This is a genomic window from Pseudomonas fragi (assembly GCF_002269505.1).
GTDB lineage: Bacteria > Pseudomonadota > Gammaproteobacteria > Pseudomonadales > Pseudomonadaceae > Aquipseudomonas > Aquipseudomonas fragi_D.
Window position 1 is genome coordinate 187,049 of the sequence record NZ_NQKQ01000004.1, and the last position, 20,690, is coordinate 207,738.

Below are 20,690 nucleotides of genomic sequence, written 5' to 3' on the forward strand. Positions count from 1 at the left end.
GAGCATACTCAGATATAAAACACTCAGGCACAAAAAAGCCCCAATGAAGGGGCTTTTAAGTTTTGGGGTTATTTCGGAGCGATGGTGAAACCTTCGAAAGCAGTTGTTTCTTTGATTGCTTTCACGATAGCAGCTCGTTTGGCTTCTACTTCTTTGCCATTGCTGAGCTTGAAATGTGTAGGATTCGTATGCTCTTTGCCAGCTTCGTCTGTTTCGATTTTGAAGCCTAGCAGCTCAAAAAACTCTTTGTCTTGGGTCAGGTCAGCACCTGCACGGCCGCTGCGCATAGTCACATCTGCTGTCTTACCATCCGGGTTCGTTACTGTGTAAGTAACGGCAGGGGATTTTTCACGCTTGGTTGCTGCGGTCGAAGACCTACGAGTTCTAGCCTCTTTCAGTGCGACGTTAGTGCCTTTGATTACTTCTGTTGCGATGCTGTAAGCCAGATCACGAAACTCTTCGCTGTACGCTTGAAGAATGGTCTTGAAGGAGTTGTTGCCACGAATACCCTTGTACTGGTCCGCAATATTTTTTTGGTCCAGCTTAGCTTGGTTCAGTTGAGCAAAAAGCTTTTCGAGTAAGGCGTCGTCACCTTGGTTTGCGGCTGCTGCAATTTTGGCGTGAATTTCAGCAAGAGCATTGTTGTCGCTCAACGAAGTGATTTTCTTAAAAATGGCTGTGCCAAGGTTCTTAGCTTGTTCTGCATGCGAATCAGCGGCCTGAGCTTCTTCAAAGCTGTGCTTGGCTGTGGTTTGGTCTTTATGAGTGTTAGCCATTTTCGAAAATCCTTCTTGAAATTAATAATGTTCAATTGCTTGAATGTGAAGCTAATGTGCCATCACGATGTTGTCAACAAAATTATGTGACATTACAGATTGTTTACAAAATCGAGGCAATAAAAAGCCCCAGTGAAGGGGCTTTATGATTCGCATCAAATCACTGTTGAGCAGCGATTGTGTAGCCTTCAAATGCGATTTGGCTTTCGATGGCAGTGACAATGGCTTTACGTGAAGCGGCGTGCTCTGCACCAGTCTTGTCTGTGAAGGTAGATGGGGATAACACTTCTTTACCATCCTCGTCTTTCTCGATAGCAAAGCCTAGCAAGGCAAAGGCTTCCGCATCCTGACTTAGGATGGTAGCGCCTCGACCCATCCGCATAGCCAGAATAGCTGACTCGCCGCTGTCCTTTGTGATGACGAAGATTTCAGCTTCTTTCTTTACACGCGGGGTTTTGGTTTTGCTCGCTGGTTCTTTCAGAGCTTTGTCTGTCTGATTCAGGACTTTCAACGCCAACCCATACACGATTTCTTCAAAGGCTGGGTCAGTACGGAAGCTGGACAAAATCTGAGCAATGGAGAATTTAGAGCTGATTTCAGCCAAGGCAGAAGCATTTTCTTGTTCAGCATCTTTGATTTTTTTCAGCTCGCTCATTAGGTCGTGAGCTTTATCGTCATCTGCTTCGTCAATTGCTTTACGAATAGATGCACGCAATTCACGAATTTGAGAGCTTTCGCCTGAGCTGTTCACTAACGCATCAAGAACAAACTCACTGACAATTTTAGATTGTGGAGCGTGCTCTGAACGACTGATAGAGGCTTCGTACAGTTCTTTCGCTGGAAGGCTTTCTATATTGTCAGAAATAGAGTTTGTCATTTAGATTCGCATTGGGTGTTTGAAAGAGTCGGTTAATATAGCAAAAAACGCTGGTAACTTCAATTGAGATATTTTTGGTGAAAATATGAATTACTAAAAATGGTAAAATATGGACATAACAACTGTACTTAAAAATGGCTATTAAAGAATCACTAATAAGTGTGATGAATAAATTGAAAGAGGTCTACACGCACAAAGGAGACTTTTTGACAGATGATGATTTTTATAATAATCCCTCTGAGAATAAAGAGAAACTGAATGGTATGCAGGCTGATGATGTTGCTGAGGAGTACGGTCAGCTCGATTCGAATAAATACAAATCAGGCGTGCATGCTGTGTCCAGCAAGTCAGAACCCCAATTGTCTGCAAGGGAAATTGAACATGCCGAGTTAGAGTTTCAAGAGAAGATAAAGAAGTTTTGTGAAGAGCATGACTATTCTTTCAATCGCTCCTTGATGTATGAGAATTTCAAAATCACTGATAAGGCTGGCAATGAAATATTCACTGTGAAAAGTTCAGGCGACTTCAAATATACAAATGCTGATGAAACTCAGTTTAAGGCCATGATGGAGATTTCTGCGGGGCAATTTGCGAAGAATAACAAGACAGCATACCCCTTCGTTAAAGAGGATGACCCTTCAATCCCAAACTCCAAACAAGAAGCAATATTGAGAATTGCGATTGAGACATTGCTTGAACATGAAGTGCCATTGAAGCGCATCAAAATCAGAAGCAAGAAATGGGCGCATTTAATGGATGAATATGCTTTAAAGCAGAAGGAAGAATTTAAGCAAGTAAAGCCAGTTGAAATTGGTGGTGTAGAGGTTGGTGAGTCAGGCAAGCCTGAACCAAACAAAATTACTAAGGTTGAGCCTTTTGGTACGATTGAAAAGTTCGAACCTGAAAAGCCTGTGGTTGCGGATAAGGTTGATGAGAAGCCTGCCATTATTGCTTCTGATGTAGTGAAAAAAACGGATGGACTTGTCTTAAAACCAGTTGTGGCGAAAGACTATACAAAAACGCTGCAAGGAGAATTGTTCCTAGCGATGCAGAATAGCGGTGGTGCAATGTTCAAATTGCTGCAACAGGCTGAGAGCTTTGCAAAGCGTAATTTCGAAATAAATTTCAGCAAAAATGGCGAGTTAGTTTCCGTATCGCACGTCAGGCCAGTTGAGGACGGCAATATCCACGTTTTAACCTTTCCTCTTGAAAAATTAGAAAACGGTCTTGAAATGAAAGAGGGCGTAGGTCTTTATCATAACCGCCAAAATCAGTTGGAAGAGGCTGGAAACCTTAAAAGCGTATTGAAAGAGCTGGTAACAAAAAGCGATAACTTCGTTGAGTTTAAAGAGCTTGTTGAGGCTAAAAAGGTCGAAGGGATTGAGATTGGATTCACTGCTGATAATAGAAATATCCATGCAAAACGCTTTGGTGAAAAAGAAGAGTACGCTCAAATCGCAGTTTCAACGGTTGGTACAGGTATGAAATTATTAAAGGACAAGAGTGCTTATGAAAAGGGTACATTTCCTTACGATATGGAAACAGCGAAAACCTTCGAGCCTGAATCGAAAGTGAAGAGCAATTTGGAGAAGCTTAAATGAATCCCCTGAGTTTGTTCCGCAAAAATGGTAAGACTGAAAAGGTGGTTGATGAGAGTGTCTTGACAGATGCTTTCCTCAAAACCATCAACACAAGGCTCTTGAAATGCTGTTTAAAAGGTACTCTCGACTTGCCTATCCTTGTTGAGAGGTCATCCCTTCACTCGCCCATCGGGCGGGAGTGGCTTTTGTCGTCTGGTGAGGGCTATGCCATCCGGGACGTTGCTCTGCTTCAAGCGCAGCTACAGAAGAACCTATTGGTCAATTTGGCTGATGAATTTCAAATCAGCGCTACTGATGAAGGTCAGTTCTGCTTGTCTGTCCTACTGGATGAAGCACAGGGCCAGGTTGATGAGTCTGGTGAGTACGTGGAAGGGTCGAGCCTTTTGGTTGTGCTTTCCAAGGCGGTGCTTGAAGCCTTGGAGGGCATTGCAGATGAATCTAAGGTAGAAGGGCTAGTAGCAATGAAGTCAGCCTACACGGGGCTTCTGAGTCGTTTCTTGATGAAGGATTTGACCGATTTCTTTCGTGACTACCCAAGACTTACCAGCGCGCTCGCTAAATTGGAAGGTTCGAGAGGTTCGCACCTTGTTCAGGTGAGTGAAGGCAGTCTTAAAAGCTTCTTAGACAAGACGCTGCAGAAGGACAAGCCGGTCCTTTTCGATGACCTGTACACACGCGACACGTCCAACACGTTCAAAAAAGAAGCCCAGTGAAGGGCTTTTATGATTTTGGGGTGTCAGGCTTTGCTGAAGGGTAGTGCTGGCTAATTCTGTCGCATCTGAGTTCATCGAACATTTCGCTTAAATGGTGTTTTTTTAGATTTTTTCCATGCAATAGTTCTATTATTTGAAACGGCTGCATTACGCTAAATTTCTTTCTGGAAATGCCAAGGCCGAAATATTTCTGGTCTAGTTCGTATAAGTTTTTGTCAAAAAACAGGTTTTGCTCTTCCGGCTCTAAAAGCGTGCGACTAAACAAGCTGTATCTATCGTCTTTGTTTCTTAAAAACTCCATGAGTTTAATTTTTAAATCGAATATTTCTCTTGGCGTTCTGCTCTTACCATGTATAAGCGATTTCAAGCCCTCATCGAAAACTGACATTGACATGTTTTGCTCGAGCGGCATAAAGGCGTATTTGTTGTTGATTGTTATGCAAAGGTCTTCATTGTAGAAGCGTAAATAATCCATCAAGACATTTTGTTTACCCTCATAGGTTTTTTGATTCATATTCTTGTATGGTGAGCTTTCGAAAGATGTATCTAGTTGATTTCCTATCGAGTCATTAAATCCTAAATCTAATGAATCTATGTCAAAATCATCAGTTATAAGGTTTTTTATGTCTTTGGTATTGCTCATGAATTACTCCTCTTTAGTTGTCTTGCTAAGTTTTTTTGTTATACCAATTCCGAGGCCAATTGGCAGTGCTATGTAAGCGAGAATTCCAAGTAAAGCCAAAGGCGCTTGTTTGCTGAATTCTGTTAAAGTTACTAGCCAGTCAATAAATGAAAAACTGTATGCGTGCTGAAAGAATTGACTGAGACAAAGTAATGCGCAGAATGAAATGAATGAGATTTTTACAAGGCTTTCTGTGTCATATCTATCTGAAAAGTAAAACAGTCCATTGGCTATAACCATTGATATTGCCACGCTTACCAAACCGCTCGCTGTAAGGCCCACATTTTGAATCATTACAAAGAAGATAGTCATGTTCGCAATTATTTGAAATGTGTGCTTTTCAGTAAAGTCCTTTGCGTTTGTTTTGTAAGAGTTAATATGTTCTTTTAGTGTTGTCATTTTGGTTCGTGATTATTAATATGCTAATTATACCATTTCATTTTGATAATCTTCGTTTTCGGCGTTGATTATCATGAAAAAGTTATTCCATTCTGGCGAGTGCTTGCTTTGTACAATGCCGCTGATGGCTAAATTCTGCGAATTAAGTATCGCTAAATAAATAACATCATCGCTTTTTTCTTCCCTGATTTTTACAAGGACGTGTGGCTTCTTGGTTGTAATTAGCCCCGCTTTTAATGTGTTGAACGGAAAACCAGCCTCGTCTGCAATCTCGATGACAGGGTTGATGAGCTGGTCTGTGAGGTGTTTCAGCTTTATGCATAAGTCAGTAGAGTAAATGATTGCAGGTGTTTGTAATGGCTTTTTATAAAGTGTGTCGTATCTTTTGTCAGGGTTAAACTCGGTGTTTTTTCGTGATAGATGTTCGTGCCCATTAGTTACGTCAACGGCCCTCTCGAATAATTGACAGAATGATTCTGAAAAATACTTCTCTCCATCTGAAAGGTTTTTGTCCTTCTCTATATTCCGCTTGAATCTCCATTGGCTGTGCCCCTTCGTGCTCACTCTGTAACCGATTTCTAATCTGTCTAGATGAGTGTCGATGTTTTCGTTGTGTAGGTAGTGACAACTGATGAATTCATACTCAGATATTGTTGTATCTGAATATCTTTCAAAAATCAGAATGTTTCTTGGGTCGCACTTTAATGTCTTTGCATAATTCTTGATGAATGTTTGAGTGATGCGATTGCATTTTCGAGGTATTGAAACGACGAAGTTGGGTAGCTTAATGTCTAAATTAGGCTCTTCTAAAGTGTTGTAAATGCTGGACATTATGATTTAATTTGGTTTAAGTCTATTATACCATTTACAAATGTTACAATTATTAGAAACAAACCTTGTAAAACATATGAATGAACAAAATATAAATGGTATGCCTGCGTTAAATTTCAATGAGAAAGAAGATGAGTCGAATAATCTGACATTCAATTTCGACAATTACACGCGAGAAACTAACAAATCGGTCGTCACTGACAGCACTAATAAAGTAATTGACTCACTATCAAATCTGATTAGCTCTGTTCCCTCTGAATCCAAGAATTTTTACCCTGCAAACTTTGCTTCCCAGTTTCAGCGTTTAGAAGCAAAAGGAGCACTGCCAGAGATTCATCATGACACGCCAGTAACTGATGTGATTGTGCTTCCTCACGAATCCCAGCAAGCCCAAGAAGCCCAAGATTTGGATGAAGTGGTTGAGGCACTAAATCAGCCTGCGTCAGATTTGGATGGGTTTTTTGCCGGGGTAGAGACTGGTGATGAAGAGGAAGACGAAGCTGAGTATGTCGTTCAGGAACAGCAGATTATTGAAACAATAGCTGAAGAAGCCTTTGGTACAGACGACGCTGAGACGTTTGTAGAGGCATTGTCTGACCTATCCACACCTACTGATGCGACTGATGAAGGTGTTGAGTCTTGCGAGTCAGACGACCTCACAATCCCGGCCTGCATCGAAGGAGAATCAGAGCATGAGTCCTTTATGCCTAGCGAAGACATTGTTCTTCCTGCTCACTTTGAGGACGTTCCTTTCAGCGAGCCAGACACCTTCGCCCATGACGACATTATCCCTGTCTACGTGCCTGTCAAAACGCCTGAACCTACACAGCTAGCAATAGCGCTCGAAATGCTCAGACAGCACCGTTTAGGCAGTCTCAACCGTGCCAACAAGCCTGATTTCGTGTCTACGAAAGATAGTGAGCGCCTACGTGCGTGCATGAAGGAGAGCTACAAAGCTGGCTTGGGATATATAGAATCGATGGAAGATGCGTGCAGCCTCAGTGATGCACTGGGCGTCATGCTTTCGGATAACAATCTGGATGGCGTGAATGCGACTATTGATGCGCTGAATGTGGTTCGAGAACAAGCCAATGCTCGCAAGCAAGAGGTTTTCGACGCGAAGCAGCAAGCCAAGGATATTCTGTGGGAAGGTTTCGAACGAAAGTATTTCAAATAATCTGTGTAAAAAGAAACCCCTTCATGGGGCTTTTTTTGGTCTGTGTTTCAGAGATTCACTCCGGCCAATTTTGCCGTTTCCATAATCATCGAGGCGGTATGGGGCAGGTCGATTATTAGAGCCGATGCAATGAGAATAATGACTGGTTTTGCATATCCATCCCTTGATGAACCGTGGCCAACTGCTTTTAACGACATGATGCTGCTGATGAAGAAGAAAAATCCTATTGCCTGAAATAATCCCACTATCACTTTCATGTTGTTTTGAAATGCTTCTGTTGCCTCAGAATTTCCGAACTTGCTTGAAATAGTTTTGTCTAGTGAACCTGATATTTCACTCGTTGCATTTGTCCAGCAGCTACTTTGAGATTTAATCTTTACGTCTGTACTGCTTTCAACCACGTAACAAACACCGTCGCCTTTTTCGCCTGAAATTGTAGTAATTAAGGTTCCTAAAGTTGATGTGTACGAAACGAGCATTACTCCACAAACGAATAACATAACGATGCTTGGTACGGTTATTTGCTTGTTTGAGCTACTTTGTTCTGAATATGCTGCTGCTCGAGTACAAGCTAAAACAAGCAAAATCATGCCAAGAAAAATTGAAAGTGCTTGCCCAACAAGAATTGCTACGGCAACGAGTTTTTCTCGATACGCTTGAGCGTCGCTCGTAACGGCGATATTCGGAGAGCTTCCTAAACCGCCAGAAGTAACCAGTGGTGGTAGGTCAGCCACGGGGAATGTAGTGACGCCGTTGTCTGCGAATGATGCAAACGATAATAAAAGCAATACTGCGAACAAAGTCGTTGTCAGTATTTGTTTAAGTGTTATGTGATTCATATGTAAGTTGTTTGTTTAACATCATTATACCATTCTCAAAATGCTATAATATGTTGAAATAAACAACTATGAATTTATGGACACTAAAGAAGAAATAAAAGCTTTGAATGAGAAAGGTGTTTTTGATGTGCAAGAAGTAATGCAAGGAATGAGGCTTAAAGTGAAATTCAATGGGCAGGTTGGTCGTGAGTCGATTGTGTATGTTGCGAAGAAACTGAAACGAATAACAATTGAATTCGCGCCGTATCCATTATGGAAAAAGGGTTTTTGGGTTTCGCTGAATGCAACGAGTTTGAATTTACTAAACGAAGTTTCTGATGCATTAATTAACAATGATTTGAAGGTGGGGAAATGATTACAAAACTAGAAAAAATTGCCTATGAATTTAGGTTGAAGGAACAGCAGATTGAAAAGGACAAGGAAGAGGCGAGAATAAAAGCTAAAAGAGAAGCTGATGAGCGTGTACCAATAACGATTAATCAGAATTACGAAAAAGCTCAGTTGGAAATGAAAAGACTTCGACCATTCTTGAAGAGTTTGAGAAAGCTACCAACGTGGGATGAGCTGCAAAAAGAGGAGGGGAATAATCCAGCATGAGCTGGTTTATTTTTGCCAGTAATTTTTAAGGGTAAATTTGGCGATATTGAAATGATATAATTCGATTAATAACCAAATTATTAGAGTTTTATATGTATGAAGAAATTGATTTAAAAGGCGTTGTGAAAAATAGTGAAGCGTATGCTGCTTTGAATATTTTCAATAGAGAAGTCCAAAAGCACGTTAAAGATTTTGGCGGGATGAATTTAGAGCAAATTGATTCTGCGCTAAAATATGCTCATGCATATTATAGTAACTACCTCAATGAGCATGGTGAATACGACATGACGCTGGATGGCAAGCCAGTTTTTGTCGAGCCTACGAAAGCTGAGTCTGCAAATTATGCGCTATTGCTCGTTCAGTTGAATGACAAAGAAAAGAAAGAATTTAGGAAGGTTTTTTACGGCTCGCACGGTATCTGATTTTTAATTGACTTATTGAGTTGTTTTTGTTTTTAAAATGTTATGCTTGTAGTGTGAGTTCATTAAAGGGTTTCTCACAAATATCGTGTAAGTATGTAGTTGCGAACACAGAGCCTAGGCTCTGTTTTTGTTTGCATAAGAATTAATTTTGATTAACGGCGAATTTTGGTTAATCGGTTTGGTATAATTGATTCCATAACCAAATTGTTAATCATGAATAAAATCAAATTCAAGTCTGATGAAGACTATGCAGTATTTTTTGCTCCGCTACTTACCTCCCTTTCACAAATCGCAAATGACTATGGCTATCATGACAAGGGCGATATTTTCACAAATTGTTTAGGTGAAACGATTATGTGCGTTGAAGGCTATGACGTAAGAATCAGGTCTGACGTAAGTCTTACGTTCGTCAAAGAAGTGGGCATTGTTATACGTCGCTTCAAAAACAAAGAGGTTCAATTGTTTCATGGGGGATTTGTTGTCACTCACAAGCAAATCAAAATGCTGGTTGAGCGAGAACTATTAGCCTCCTAATGGGGGGTTTTATTTTTCAAATGGTATAATGTTGATTATAACAAACTAGTAATTCCATGAAAAAAAGTAAAACTGCAATAAATCCAGTGTCTGTACCTGAATCTGAAATAAAGAATGAGCTGAATTTAGATGATTTAGATTTGGATTTAGATGATTTTAATGATTATAGTTTCGAAGATGTTTCCAGTGCAGATGTTGAAACCTTAGTATCTTTTGCTGAGCTTGATGAGGATAAAGATGTTCCTTCTTTTGATTTTGAATCTGAGGTTTCTGATGGGCAAATATTTAATGAGACTGATTACGGTGCAGCTAAACACTATTATCAGGATTGTGATGAGGTTTTGATTCATATGCAGGATATGCGTGAAGATATTCGAGAATTAATATCAAGTATCAAAGGTTATAAAGCATCTCGAGTAAAGCATGTCCTTGGTACATTGTGTCAAGAAGATGATAAAAACTTTTCTAGCAATGATAGCGATTTCTTTCTCCCTAAATTTGTTGTAGATGTTTTAAATGAATATGGCTATCAAGATGAAATTAAAGAATTATGCATAAAAGCACCTAATTATTTCATTGATAATAGGAGTTGCGTGTTCGAGAAACGCATAACATTGATTAAAGAGGTGTATGATTTTGAATATTCATGTACATTCAGAATCTCATTACATAATCTTTTCTCGCTGGCTAATCCGCACAACGTATTATATAAGTCTGGTTTGAATTTCGTTCAATATCTGCATAATTTATGTCAGGGTAAAGGTGGTTGGGATAAGTTTAGAAGTTTAGGTGATATTAGGTTGAGTGAGTTTTCCATAATTCCTAGCAAACGTTACAATGAAATAAATAAAACATTATTTTCTGAATTGAGTATTTATGGTGCCCGAAAGAGAGCTGGATTCAATAGATGATTGTCTGATATTTGTAAAAAACAAAGCCCCAACGAAGGGGCTTTTTTTTACGGCTTTGTTTTGTCAATTTGGTCCAATCCTAGGATAGGTTGGCTGACAGGTTGTGTAGGTTCTGCCTTGGTTTGCTCAGTCCTTGGAGAATCTTTATCAGGCACAGGAACGTAGTTAGGGTTCACTACCACCGGCTGTGGTCCTGCAAGCCTTGGGTCTATCTGCTGAGATTTCTGAGTGGCTTCTGGCGGTTCTTCTGCATCAAGCGATATACCAGCACGTTTCAGCACATCTGCCATTTGAGCAGCGTTCAACCTTTCCGTGATAGCGAAGTGTTCTATGACTTTTTTCTTCTCATCGTTCGTCAGTGTGAGCTTGTCTATGTGCTTAAAGTGGCTTTGTGTAAGCCCCATATGGATGCCATATAGGAAGCTGTGGAGTTTTGGGCGCTGGTCTACGTCAACGTCTAGCTTCCTATTCGAACGTAGATTCATAGTCTCTGATGGTTTGACTGGTCCTAGACCATTTGACTTGATGAAGTCGTGGATCTTGGTCTTGTTCGAGGCGTTCACTTTGTCTCTTTCAGCGTCCAGCAAAGCCTGAGCTTCTGCTTTGAGTTCAGCCGAGGGTTTGAAATTATCTATCTCAATCCCGTGCAAAACCGACTCTATGTACATGAGTTTCTGGATAGCCGGGTTCTGCGTGCCCTTGAACTCGATGCTGATGAATCCTTGCGCCACGTACCACTGAATGGCTGCTTTTGCTGATGAACGATTCGCTTGGAAAACTTGAAGGCTGTCCACTCCGTTGGATTCAATCATCTTGCGGTTGTTGTACGTGCTGATGAGTGAGTTGCCCAAAGCTATTTGGCTGGTCAGAGACTGCTTGTACGCCCTAGAAGCCAGCATCCTTGCGATGAAATCCTGGGTGGACTCGTTGGGTTGGAACCTGAATGGGATAGGTTCAATCCAGTCCTTCTTCGCGTACCTATCCTTACCCTTCGCTTGCTGCGCTTGAGTCGCTGTGTGAGTCATGTCTTCGCATTGTTCGTGTAGAGCAACGGCTTCTTCCTGCGTTGCTGTGAGAAGCTTTGGCTCAGTCACACCAGCTTTCAGCACAGGGAATTTCACGTTCTCTTTGACCAAATAGAACGACCAGCTCCCAACGTATTTGCGGCCTGTATCCTTGTCCTTCTTGAAGGACGGGACGAGCATCACGCCCAGCTCTTTATAGAGGACTGTGTTGAGTTCAGAGACGTTTTTCGTAGGGTACATGTTCACTAGCGCCGTCGCTTTCGACACGACTGCTGACACGTCTGTGCGAATCTTTAATCCCTTTGCGAAGTGCTGATACGTCTCAAAATTCTCGATGACACGCTTTGCTTCGAAGGGAAGGTTTGCGTAGGAGCGGAACGAATCACCAGCGTCTTTATGGAAGATCTGAATGTCCTTGAATTTCGATTTTGACTTGGCTTTCGTGTAGCGGAATTCGAACCCTGCATCAGCCAATTCCTGTTGGATTTTGGGGTGCGAGTAGTTCGCTCCCGCGTGAGCGTTCAGGATTGCGTTGAGCTTGTTGAAGATCTCGGCGTGCTCGCCAGTCACTGCATTGGTGTCTTTGTCGATGACGATTTGTAGGCGATTCTTCTCCCTTTTTTCGTGCTCCATACGCAAGAGGGTAGGGTGCTTCGCTTCAAGCTCGTACTTCACATCGTCAAACAATTTGATTAGACCGTGGTCTTGTTTGCCCCTGTAAAACTCGTAGTACTGGCCGTCGATGGTGTAGCTGCTCATCATAATATGAACGTGCGGGTTGCCGTCTTTCAGGTGCGGCACGAAGTCGTAATAGAAGTTGATTTCTGAGCTGCCTGACATTTTTTGGAGCGTGGCTCGGGCTAACGAGCACAGGAATTTTCCCTTCTCCTTGTCAGTTTGGCAGTGACTCAATTCTTCGGGCTTGCAAGAGATGATGAAGCGAAAAGCGTCCATCTGTTTGCCTTTGGAGCGGGTGCTATTGTTTCTTCCGTCAGCCGCATGGTCGTAGTAAAAATCAGCCTTGGCAGTAGCGTACTCCTTGCGATATTTCGTCATTTCCCTTTTTCCGACCATCGTTTTTTCGACAGTCGAAGGATGAATCATATCCATCGGAATGTTGGATTCAGCGAACTCCCGACCGGCGTGTAAATCCACTCCATCATTTTTGCTTAGGTCGAATTTTGGCGAGACGAGGTAGATGGAATTGCCTTTGAGATTTTTCTTCCCGCGAATTTCTGGTGAGCCTTTGCTTGTCTTGGCGGGCTTCGCATCTGACGCTGTTGTTGGTTGAGTAGACTCCTCATTTTGAATGTCGATTATCAATTTGTTTCTCGGTGGTTATAGATTTTTGTGTTGCTTTATCAGTGCTATCATTTCGTTTTTCCTGTCATAAATATTTTTGTAGAGCATTGCTTGGTGAGGTTTATTTTCTTTAATCGCTACGTGTGCCGCTTCTGTGTTTCTGTTTAGCCTTTGATAAATTTCGAGGGCTTCTAAAATAAAAGGATGGTTTGTAGGTGCTCCTTCTTTGAAAATACTGTGTTCACGAATTAAGTTTTTTATGTTGGTTCTAATGCACTCGCCTTCGCTTTTTAGAATGTTATAGGTGTCTTCGTCTGTAACAAATGTCATGTGCTCTTTTAGTGTTCCAGCAAAATCTATGTCATTTAAAAACTCTGACTTCGCCTCTATCGCTGGTCCGTTAGTGACCTCTTTTGTTGTCTTGTGAGATAGAATTTCGCTTACGATTTTTCCAAGAATAATTTTGACTTCAATGAATTCCTTGAACAGTGTTTCGTGTTTCAGTATCTTGCCCTTATGATTAATGCTTTGTCCTTCACACAAACTTTGCAGTTGTGAAATGTTGGAATTATTCTTTGTGAATTTCTTTTCGATTTCCCTCATGTCTGATTTGTCAGCGCCATTAATTATCAGTCCTTTGTTTTTAGTAATGCTCATAAGCATGTTGGATACGCCTTTCTTATTTCCTAGAAAAGCAAATCTTTCATCTGCTGTCAGAGTCGATACATCTACTTTGTAATCATCCTCTGTATTGTCAGAGACTCTTACCTTTTTCATGAACCCTGCACGATAGGCAAGGTCGGTCAGCTTGCGTCGAAACTCGTTAGAGCATCGACATTCGCATTGAAATTTTCCGTCTGGTTTTTTCATACATCACCTTACGAATTCGAAGGTAATGTTTTTTCAACGTACACAATAAGGTCGCGAAGATTTGTAGTGTCAGTGATTTTCAAAAGGTATGAGAGGGCTTTGTTCGTCTCTGATATTTTCGACTTGAGAATTACTTCCTGCTCCGTAGCAGCCTCGCCTTTACCATCATTTTCGATTTGATTTTTTAGTGCATTAATCTGTCGCAATAGAGCCGCATTGCTTGCTGTTTTATCTTTGATTGACGTTTTATGTGTTTCTATTATAGATTTCAGTCTTAGGAATTCTTCGTCTTGTTTTGGTGTGCTGTGTCCATCAATTTTGAGAATTGCAAGCCTTCCTACTTTTGTTGTGTCGTTGTTAATGCTTGTTGTGAGCTTTGAGATTTGCTCTCTTATCTCATCATATTTTTTTTGTTTGGTGTTAAGTTCGGATTCTTTGGGTGTTAATTCAATTTGTGATTTTGTATCAGTCATTTTTATGATTGGTTGTTTGATATGTCTATTATAGCATTTTCAGTTTTGTTGATTTTTGGTTCTTGATTCTGCCTTTTATAGTCATTGATTTTTATGTATGAAAGCCTCTAAAAATAACGAATTAAACAAGCGGAGCACGTAGCCTTAGTACTTAACTGGCTTGCCCTGTTAATACTCCGTCCTTGCTTGCTTTAAAATTTTAAGTATTTGATGGTCGAGATTACTAACAGGGCATCGTTTTTCGTGGCTCGAAACCCTTAACAGGGCGTGCGTTTTGGTAGGTCGAAACTATTAACAGGGCATTGATTTGGGGGTGTCGAAATCATTAACAGGGCATTGATTTGAGGAGGTTGGTTTGATTAATTGGAGGAGGGTTTTTGAAATATTTACCGCTCATAATAAATTTCTTCTTAGTGAGAAATTAGCATTAGGCGGAATGGTATAATTGAGAAACAAACAATCTAAATCTCACATGACACACAACAAAATAGAAATTGAAAACCCTGCTGAAGAATCTGAGCAAGACAAAAAAATCACGTCCGAACTCAACGAGATTTGGAATAAAATTGATGAGGATGATTCAAAATCTGAGCGATTGAAAAACGTGAGGAGCAAGAAATTAATCGGCTATGACTACCTCACTGGCCTTCCCATCAACATCATCAGACATTTGATAATCCCCTGCGTCCTTGGCTTCCTCCTGTACAGAAATGCCGTTGCACTTCTCGCTAACGCTTCGATAGCTGTGACGATTCTGTCTGTCGTGTCCTGTCTCTTCTTCACTGCTGTCGCTGTGTGTTTCTCCTTCAATTTACTCAAAGCCCAAATCGCTTTTGAATCTGACATCACGATTGAAAGTGATAGAGCTACACAGGTGAGTCTCAGGTCGGTTTTGACTAACGTGTCCCCGGTAGGCACGCCCTATTTTCTCAAACGCACTGCCCTGATTTTGGATCTCATCCTCGGCTTGATCGGCCCTACAATCGTCTTCATGGTCGTCTACTTACTCATGTCCACTGGTGGTGTGTTCGCTACCAAGATTGTGTACTTGCTCATCCCTCTGGTCGTCCTGTTGGCTCTCATCAACAAGCCAGTGAACAAGATGAAGGCGAGAGCTGGTGAAGAGGTGAAGCGCCTCGGATGACCGACCAGAATCCTTTGAGCCAGATCATCGAGTCTGGTTTTTTTGGCTCTGAATTTTGTGAAGAGGTTCGTCAAATTTCTTGGTCAGTGACGCTCTGATGTGACGCATGAGACGTGTGGGTGAGCGAGGCTACTGGTAGCATGAAGCCATCTAAAAAATGGAAGGGATGTGTCTGTGAGCTTCGATAAAAAGGAAGGCAGACTTCAAACTGCTTGGGTCTGGATTGGGTTCGTTGTGTTCATTACTGGGGTGATTCTGTTCACTACCTACGGGATGAGTCTTGGCCCGATTTCAGGTGAGCATACAGCATGGGGAAGCTTCGGATCATTGCTTGCTGGCTTCTTCACCATTGCGGCTACTGGGGCAACAATTGCCACGTTACTTTTTCTTGCTAAGCAGAACAAGGACATGCAAAAAGTAAATCAGGCTCAGCTTGATTCGATGACGTTTGAGAGGTACATCAATCACAGAAAGCTCTTCATCGAGCAATTGAAAGATTTGGAGATTGCTCACAAGAACGCATTCAATTTTTGTGACCCTAATCTTCTGTACAAAACTATTTTTCCTGAGAACGGCCCACACAAATGTGAATTTTCTGTGGAGTCTAAATTTGATGCGAATGGTGATTATGAAAATCTTATCAGTGAGATATATTTCAGATTCGAAGAGCTAGTCGAAAGATTTAACGTCTCACAATTTAATAAAGGCTATGGCGATTTATTAGCGCGTTGTTTGATTAATTTCCACGACCGAGTGTTAATGGTTGAGCCAGTTGGTGCTAAAAGAAATGGTGACATTGAATTCAACTCAGTTCCGTATTTCATAAATATATTTTCGATTGAAGAGTTTGTACGTGCTGCTGTAAAAATCTCAAATCATATTTTGCGATTCACAAATAATAATGAGGTTGATGGTTCTCGAATTTTTGCAAATTCAAAATTTGTACGTCACGCCATGATGGATGATTATTTTCGCCCAGTTGACAATCAACGTATTGAGATTGTTACAAGCATCTTTGGTATCAAAGCTCTTGAAAGCATTCATCGGCAAGCTTTTCGTATGAGAGATTCAGAGAATGAATTTTTATTGCCTGTCACATTCCGAACATTGAATAATATTTTCAGTTCGGCTGATTTGGTGAATGGTCTTGCTGATGATGAAGTATTAAACGAGGTGGTTGAAGATTGCATAGAAGAGGTGGGTGATTATCTGCAACAAATGAAAGTTGATAGTCCGAACTTTTCAATGGTCAATAAAATATCAGACAAGCTAATTGCTTTGCGCAATAGGTAATGTTGTTTGTTAGATATTTGGTTTGTGGCGAATGGTATAATGTATTTAAATAATAAACTCCATTCGCATGAACAAATCAAAAATCCTTTTTGGAATCCTTGCATCACTCTTGTCAGTCAGCGCATTTGCACAATCAGATTCTATGTCATCAATCGAAGTTGTTGACCACAGCACCAGTGTCTCTGAAAGCTCTCAGGCTATAAACAAATCAATTGTCATGAGTCATATTGTTTTCGAAGATTCGGAATCTGGCGTTACGGTTTATGCAGTCCCTGAACCTGAGCCAATCAAGCCGACCAAATGAGTCGGCTTTTTCTATCATAGATGACTATTTAAATTTATTTCAGGAAGTCGAGAAGTTGAGTGTCCGTCATAAGTTTTACGCCGGTTGACTGCGAGAGTTCTTCTGCTGATTTAGTGAATCCTGAATTTGAGACTACAATTGATAAGTCTGAATTGTAAAACCTTTGTGCTGCATAAGCTTCTTGAACTGCTGAATTCCCAATCGCAGCTTTGTGATATTTGGTTTGTATGACGATTTTGATTGGGCCTTTTGTTAATAACAAGTCGGCTCCTTGGTCCCCTGATGCTTTTGTTAGCTCTGCCGTCCATGATGTTTCTTTGTTTATCATGCTCACAATTTTATTCTCATATTCTACGCCGGTAAGGTCTAGCGCTGCTCCTTGATATTCCTCTCTGTTTAATTCAATATATACATTCATGTTCTTGTAGAGCGCTTGCATAATTTTGTCTTTGTTTACTGCTGACCAAAACGCAAAATTCATCCTTGTGGTTTCAAAAACATTGAAGTCTTCATCAGACATGCTTTCAATAATTGTATTAATGATGGGTTCTATTTTTGTTTTGTAATAGTCGTCAATGTAAGAATTCCAGCCAGAGGTTATAGTCTCCCCAAACTCATCTGTGCGAATGAGACGGTCTTTTTTAATTAGCAATACGCCCAAATGCTTATCAATTTTTTCAGACGCAATTTTGAATGCGGCAACATATACACCTAGATTAGAAAGAAAATCCTCATCCAGTTTGATTAATGAGATAAATATCTCTTCAGCTTGCACACGCAAGCAGTTGGTGAACCCAAACGTCCATGCGGAAGCGTTTATTACTTGAATTCTATTGATTGCTTGATTTCGTGGGTTGATGCTCTCTATGGGTAGTTCACCAGATGCAACCAGCATTTCAAATTCTTCTTGAATATTCATATTAAATTCCTTTTTTATTGCCTTAGTTATGGCGATTATTTGTAGAGAATAGATGGATGGCTATTGCGACTGATTCACTCGTATCACGTAGGTCGTTGTCAATTATATTAAGACATGGCTGGTTGACGGTCTGGAACAAGAAGGTTGCGAGCTGGTCGAGGCTTTGGACCGCTTGTGAGGTCTTTATGACGTGCTGGATTGAAAGAGTCAGGTCTTGTTGGGACTCGAAGTGAAACGTCTGTGTTCGTGCCGGACGAAGCCTCATGACTGAACGTGGTGTGTAGCGCTTCAACGTAAAAGGGTCGGACGACACTCGCCTGTGCAGGCGGTAGATGCTGCGCGACAGTAGAAGGGCTGTGGCTTCTGGATACTGACCTATGAGCGTGCGTAGCTCTGACTGAAGAGCGCTTAATCCAGACCTTACTGCTTTCCCGTGCGGGTAATGCTTCTTGTGGAGGACGTACACGCGGTCTTCCAGTGCTTCCAAATCCCTGTTCATTTCTTAACCACTCCTAGCGGTCTCTCCCTAAAAAAACCGCCCCAATAGAGGCGGTTGATAGATTTACTTCTGATTTTGTCTCTGGTACTCCTGACCAATAGCTTGGGCATCAGCTTTCGCGCCAAGGTTTGGTTTTGTACCACCAAGCTTGATTACTTCGTTTACGTGCATGCCATCGAAATATTCGGCTAAGTCTTTTTCGTAATCTTCATCTAGTCCATGGTCTATAACCCACTGATTCATAAGATTAGGAACGGCAATTTGTAAGTCTTTCTTCTGTCCCGGTGTGAGTAGTTCGCTACGTTCGACAAATTCCCCAATATCATGGAGGTTTTTGCCGTGGATTACTGGACTATCGTCACTGCTGCCACAACCAGTGAGCAGGATGCTCAAACCTATTGCTATGCATGAATTTCGTATAATAGACATTTAATCGTTCCTTGATTAATTAAGCAGAGGTTTCTGGCTTGTCCATGTCTACTAGCTGCGTTTTCAAATCTTCAATGCGTTTTTTTACTTGTTCAAGGTTGTTTTTATCAGAAACATATGAATTTTCTGTCCAGCGTTTCCAGCCTGCATCATCTAGTGATTCAGCAACGATAACGTTTTTACCTTTGTCAGCCGCTTCAATGAATTTAACATCAACGGTTAAATCACTAGGAGCATATTTGTAAGCCCCTGATGCAGAAATGCTGTACGAAACATGTTGGGTCGAGCCGGGTGTAACACCTTGTCCCGGAAAATTGTCACTGCCACTTTTAGTAGTTATGTTTGTCGAGCCAGCATTTACATCAATTCCGAATAGGATTTGATTGAATGTAAATTGTGTATTGTTAATCACGTCAAATTCGACAAAGCGCTTGCGTTTACCGTCAGCCTTGATTCCGATATTTTTTATTTCTACATTTTTAAAATCAGCCACAGCTTCTGTGTAGGGTTTTTTCTTGATTTCTGCTTCGCTGATTCTTGCTTCTAGAACAGGAATATTGCTTTCAAGCTGCGCGATGTTTTGAGATATTTGGATTTTGCGTTGGCGAGCAAATTCTAGTTTCTGATTTTTTGCGCGCTCTTCCATTTCGCGTTGGCGGTTTGCAGCGATTTCGTCTTGTGCTTTTTGCCATTGCTCTTTTAGCTTGGCGAGTTCTTTATTCCATTCTTCTTGTTGGGCGATAATTTTGGATGGTGTTTTACCATCCATCATTTTCAGAATTTCTTGTTCAGTCGCGTCATCAGCACTGGTGTCAACATTTCGGCCCTGTATCCCACCCATCATTTGGCCAAGAATGCCCATCACATTCTCTTCTGGGGTTCTGCCATCGTGATGCTTGGCGTAGGCGTAGTTCATGCCTGTCTGGAAGGCTTGTTGGAACTTGACCTTTTCGACAGGCTCCATGTCCTTGGTCACTTGCTGCACGCTGGCCTTCATGATTGGCATGGAGGTGGCTTCGATTTTGTCTTCACAGCCTGCAAGCATTGCCATAGAGGCGATGAGCACAGCAGTAGCTAATATTTTACGGGGGAAAACTTGCATTTGGGTTCCATCCACAGCGTTGTTTGGATGCCAATTTTTTCACAATGGTATGGCCTTAAGCCAGCTTAATCTTCCCCACTTGCATCTCGTAGTGGCTTTTAGCTGGCCTTCTGGATGACAATTAAGGCTCAACGACTCTCATGGAAGAAGGCATGAAAATCATTCAATCTGCTGTCAAATTCACTCTCATCACGCTTGCTCTGTCTGTGGCTACTGCGGCTTATGCCGTACCCCCACTCGAACCACTCGGGAAAAATCCTAATTTCGTCCGAAATTCAGACCAGCGAAGCATCGAAATCCAAGGGATGGGGAACAAGATTCTTGATGCCGCTTCATCTGCTCGTTACCAAGTGAGAGTGGATACGGATAACACCGAATACGCTTATGCATTTGAGCGTCTTGATGAATCTGCACTTCAATACACGGGCAACCGTGAAGATATTGCAGGTTATAAGTTTTTTAATCTGACTATCTATATAAATGGTACGAAAATGCAGACTCAAACTACTGCCTTCGTACCAAGTGAATATTCAAGCGCTATTCTTTTCAAAAAGATGGATAGAGACGAAAGAAATACCTATGACTTCGATTTAGGTATAGATAGTGAAAATCGTGTTTATATTATTACATCACCAACAGATGTTGTGTATTTGACCCCGCAAGAAACTATTAGAAAGCCAATTTCAATTCGTGAAAAAAATAAAGATATAATTTTCTAAAATCATCTTAAAGCCAACATTGTTGGCTTTTTCAAGACTGCTGGAAAATCTCATGTTAACATTTTAGTAATTTTGGCGGAAATATTGGCAGCGCAGAGGAGTATTTGATTAGGTGTAAATTTGCTTGTTCTGATTTGGTATAATAAAGGCATATCTACATACCTTTACCTATGTTAAGCCTTAAACAATTCCTGCTTTTCGTTGTACTTCTTTGCGCTGGTACACAAGCAAACGCTGCACCCAGTACCACTT

Annotated in this window: 24 protein-coding genes; 12 read left to right on the forward strand and 12 right to left on the reverse strand. The window is 41.2% G+C overall.

All coding sequences use genetic code 11. The annotated features are described in order from the left end of the window. Positions 1 to 68: 68 nt before the first annotated feature. Both CJU81_RS06000 and CJU81_RS06005 read right to left on the reverse strand, forming a co-directional pair. Positions 69 to 776, reverse strand: a complete 708-nt coding sequence (locus tag CJU81_RS06000; protein ID WP_095035895.1) for a hypothetical protein — start codon at positions 774 to 776, stop codon at positions 69 to 71. Between the two features lie 160 nt (positions 777 to 936). Next, on the reverse strand, positions 937 to 1,653 hold the full coding sequence (locus CJU81_RS06005) for a hypothetical protein (protein WP_095035896.1): 717 nt from the start codon (positions 1,651 to 1,653) through the stop codon (positions 937 to 939). Positions 1,654 to 1,787: 134 nt separating this feature from the next. Here CJU81_RS06005 and CJU81_RS06010 point away from each other — a divergent pair, with 134 nt between their 5' ends. Both CJU81_RS06010 and CJU81_RS06015 read left to right on the forward strand, forming a co-directional pair. Then, a complete protein-coding gene (locus tag CJU81_RS06010) occupies positions 1,788 to 3,254 on the forward strand; it encodes a hypothetical protein (protein ID WP_141232573.1) in 1,467 nt (488 codons plus the stop codon). Further along, a complete protein-coding gene (locus tag CJU81_RS06015; RefSeq protein ID WP_095035898.1) occupies positions 3,251 to 3,967 on the forward strand; it encodes a hypothetical protein in 717 nt (238 codons plus the stop codon). The genes CJU81_RS06010 and CJU81_RS06015 overlap by 4 nt, the downstream gene beginning before the upstream one ends. Positions 3,968 to 3,974: 7 nt before the next feature. Here CJU81_RS06015 and CJU81_RS06020 read toward each other — a convergent pair whose 3' ends face one another. From CJU81_RS06020 to CJU81_RS06030, 3 genes are read right to left on the reverse strand one after another with little or no spacing between them, the layout of a single operon-like run. Next, positions 3,975 to 4,610, reverse strand: a complete 636-nt coding sequence (locus CJU81_RS06020) for a hypothetical protein (protein WP_095035899.1) — start codon at positions 4,608 to 4,610, stop codon at positions 3,975 to 3,977. A gap of 3 nt (positions 4,611 to 4,613) precedes the next feature. Continuing rightward, positions 4,614 to 5,048, reverse strand: coding sequence for a hypothetical protein (locus CJU81_RS06025; RefSeq protein ID WP_095035900.1), 435 nt, complete (start codon positions 5,046 to 5,048; stop codon positions 4,614 to 4,616). 27 nt (positions 5,049 to 5,075) lie between these two features. Then, positions 5,076 to 5,879: a hypothetical protein gene (locus CJU81_RS06030; protein WP_095035901.1), complete on the reverse strand. Its 804-nt coding sequence runs from the start codon at positions 5,877 to 5,879 to the stop codon at positions 5,076 to 5,078. A gap of 76 nt (positions 5,880 to 5,955) precedes the next feature. Here CJU81_RS06030 and CJU81_RS06035 point away from each other — a divergent pair, with 76 nt between their 5' ends. After that, positions 5,956 to 7,056, forward strand: a complete 1,101-nt coding sequence (locus CJU81_RS06035; protein WP_141232574.1) for a hypothetical protein — start codon at positions 5,956 to 5,958, stop codon at positions 7,054 to 7,056. A gap of 47 nt (positions 7,057 to 7,103) precedes the next feature. Here the strand turns inward: CJU81_RS06035 and CJU81_RS23705 are convergent, their stop codons facing one another. After that, complete coding sequence (locus tag CJU81_RS23705; RefSeq protein WP_141232575.1) at positions 7,104 to 7,895, reverse strand: hypothetical protein; 792 nt, start codon at positions 7,893 to 7,895, stop codon at positions 7,104 to 7,106. Positions 7,896 to 7,971: 76 nt separating this feature from the next. Here CJU81_RS23705 and CJU81_RS06045 point away from each other — a divergent pair, with 76 nt between their 5' ends. The 5 genes from CJU81_RS06045 to CJU81_RS23710 all read left to right on the forward strand — a co-directional run bounded on the left by CJU81_RS06045 (position 7,972) and on the right by CJU81_RS23710 (position 10,359). Further along, entirely contained in the window at positions 7,972 to 8,250 is a 279-nt protein-coding gene (locus CJU81_RS06045; RefSeq protein ID WP_095030232.1) for a hypothetical protein, read from the forward strand. Continuing rightward, positions 8,247 to 8,492, forward strand: a complete 246-nt coding sequence (locus tag CJU81_RS06050) for a hypothetical protein (RefSeq protein ID WP_095035903.1) — start codon at positions 8,247 to 8,249, stop codon at positions 8,490 to 8,492. Before CJU81_RS06045 ends, CJU81_RS06050 begins: the two co-directional genes overlap by 4 nt. Before the next feature lie 92 nt (positions 8,493 to 8,584). Further along, complete coding sequence (locus CJU81_RS06055) at positions 8,585 to 8,914, forward strand: hypothetical protein (protein ID WP_095030231.1); 330 nt, start codon at positions 8,585 to 8,587, stop codon at positions 8,912 to 8,914. Between the two features lie 213 nt (positions 8,915 to 9,127). Further along, complete coding sequence (locus tag CJU81_RS06060; protein WP_095035904.1) at positions 9,128 to 9,448, forward strand: hypothetical protein; 321 nt, start codon at positions 9,128 to 9,130, stop codon at positions 9,446 to 9,448. 56 nt (positions 9,449 to 9,504) lie between these two features. Continuing rightward, positions 9,505 to 10,359, forward strand: coding sequence for a hypothetical protein (locus tag CJU81_RS23710; RefSeq protein WP_131652509.1), 855 nt, complete (start codon positions 9,505 to 9,507; stop codon positions 10,357 to 10,359). Between the two features lie 47 nt (positions 10,360 to 10,406). On the opposite strand, the gene CJU81_RS06065 is transcribed toward CJU81_RS23710, so the two are convergent. Genes CJU81_RS06065 through CJU81_RS06075 form a run of 3 tightly spaced genes read right to left on the reverse strand, consistent with a single transcriptional unit; the run spans position 10,407 to position 14,029 of the window. Then, positions 10,407 to 12,707 carry a hypothetical protein gene (locus CJU81_RS06065; RefSeq protein WP_095035905.1) on the reverse strand — a complete coding sequence of 767 codons (2,301 nt, stop codon included), beginning with the start codon at positions 12,705 to 12,707 and terminating at the stop codon, positions 10,407 to 10,409. Between the two features lie 15 nt (positions 12,708 to 12,722). Beyond that, a complete protein-coding gene (locus CJU81_RS06070) occupies positions 12,723 to 13,556 on the reverse strand; it encodes a hypothetical protein (protein WP_095035906.1) in 834 nt (277 codons plus the stop codon). Positions 13,557 to 13,564: 8 nt separating this feature from the next. Continuing rightward, positions 13,565 to 14,029 (reverse strand): hypothetical protein, encoded by a 465-nt coding sequence (locus CJU81_RS06075; protein ID WP_095030226.1) that lies wholly within the window; start codon positions 14,027 to 14,029, stop codon positions 13,565 to 13,567. Positions 14,030 to 14,474: 445 nt separating this feature from the next. Between CJU81_RS06075 and CJU81_RS06080 the strand changes: the two genes are divergently transcribed. From CJU81_RS06080 to CJU81_RS23715, 3 genes are all read left to right on the forward strand, one after another. Next, positions 14,475 to 15,173, forward strand: coding sequence for a hypothetical protein (locus CJU81_RS06080; RefSeq protein ID WP_141232576.1), 699 nt, complete (start codon positions 14,475 to 14,477; stop codon positions 15,171 to 15,173). Positions 15,174 to 15,347: 174 nt separating this feature from the next. Beyond that, positions 15,348 to 16,466 carry a hypothetical protein gene (locus CJU81_RS06085; protein WP_141232577.1) on the forward strand — a complete coding sequence of 373 codons (1,119 nt, stop codon included), beginning with the start codon at positions 15,348 to 15,350 and terminating at the stop codon, positions 16,464 to 16,466. Between the two features lie 67 nt (positions 16,467 to 16,533). Then, a complete protein-coding gene (locus tag CJU81_RS23715) occupies positions 16,534 to 16,770 on the forward strand; it encodes a hypothetical protein (protein ID WP_141232578.1) in 237 nt (78 codons plus the stop codon). 34 nt (positions 16,771 to 16,804) lie between these two features. On the opposite strand, the gene CJU81_RS06090 is transcribed toward CJU81_RS23715, so the two are convergent. From CJU81_RS06090 to CJU81_RS06105, 3 genes are all read right to left on the reverse strand, one after another. Continuing rightward, positions 16,805 to 17,689, reverse strand: coding sequence for a restriction endonuclease (locus tag CJU81_RS06090; protein ID WP_095035909.1), 885 nt, complete (start codon positions 17,687 to 17,689; stop codon positions 16,805 to 16,807). 562 nt (positions 17,690 to 18,251) lie between these two features. Next, a complete protein-coding gene (locus tag CJU81_RS06100; protein ID WP_095035911.1) occupies positions 18,252 to 18,617 on the reverse strand; it encodes a hypothetical protein in 366 nt (121 codons plus the stop codon). 19 nt (positions 18,618 to 18,636) lie between these two features. Beyond that, positions 18,637 to 19,719 (reverse strand): hypothetical protein, encoded by a 1,083-nt coding sequence (locus tag CJU81_RS06105; RefSeq protein WP_095035912.1) that lies wholly within the window; start codon positions 19,717 to 19,719, stop codon positions 18,637 to 18,639. Positions 19,720 to 19,871: 152 nt separating this feature from the next. On the opposite strand from CJU81_RS06105, the gene CJU81_RS06110 reads away from it, so the two are divergent. Beyond that, a complete protein-coding gene (locus CJU81_RS06110; protein WP_095035913.1) occupies positions 19,872 to 20,438 on the forward strand; it encodes a hypothetical protein in 567 nt (188 codons plus the stop codon). The last annotated feature ends 252 nt before the right edge of the window (positions 20,439 to 20,690 follow it).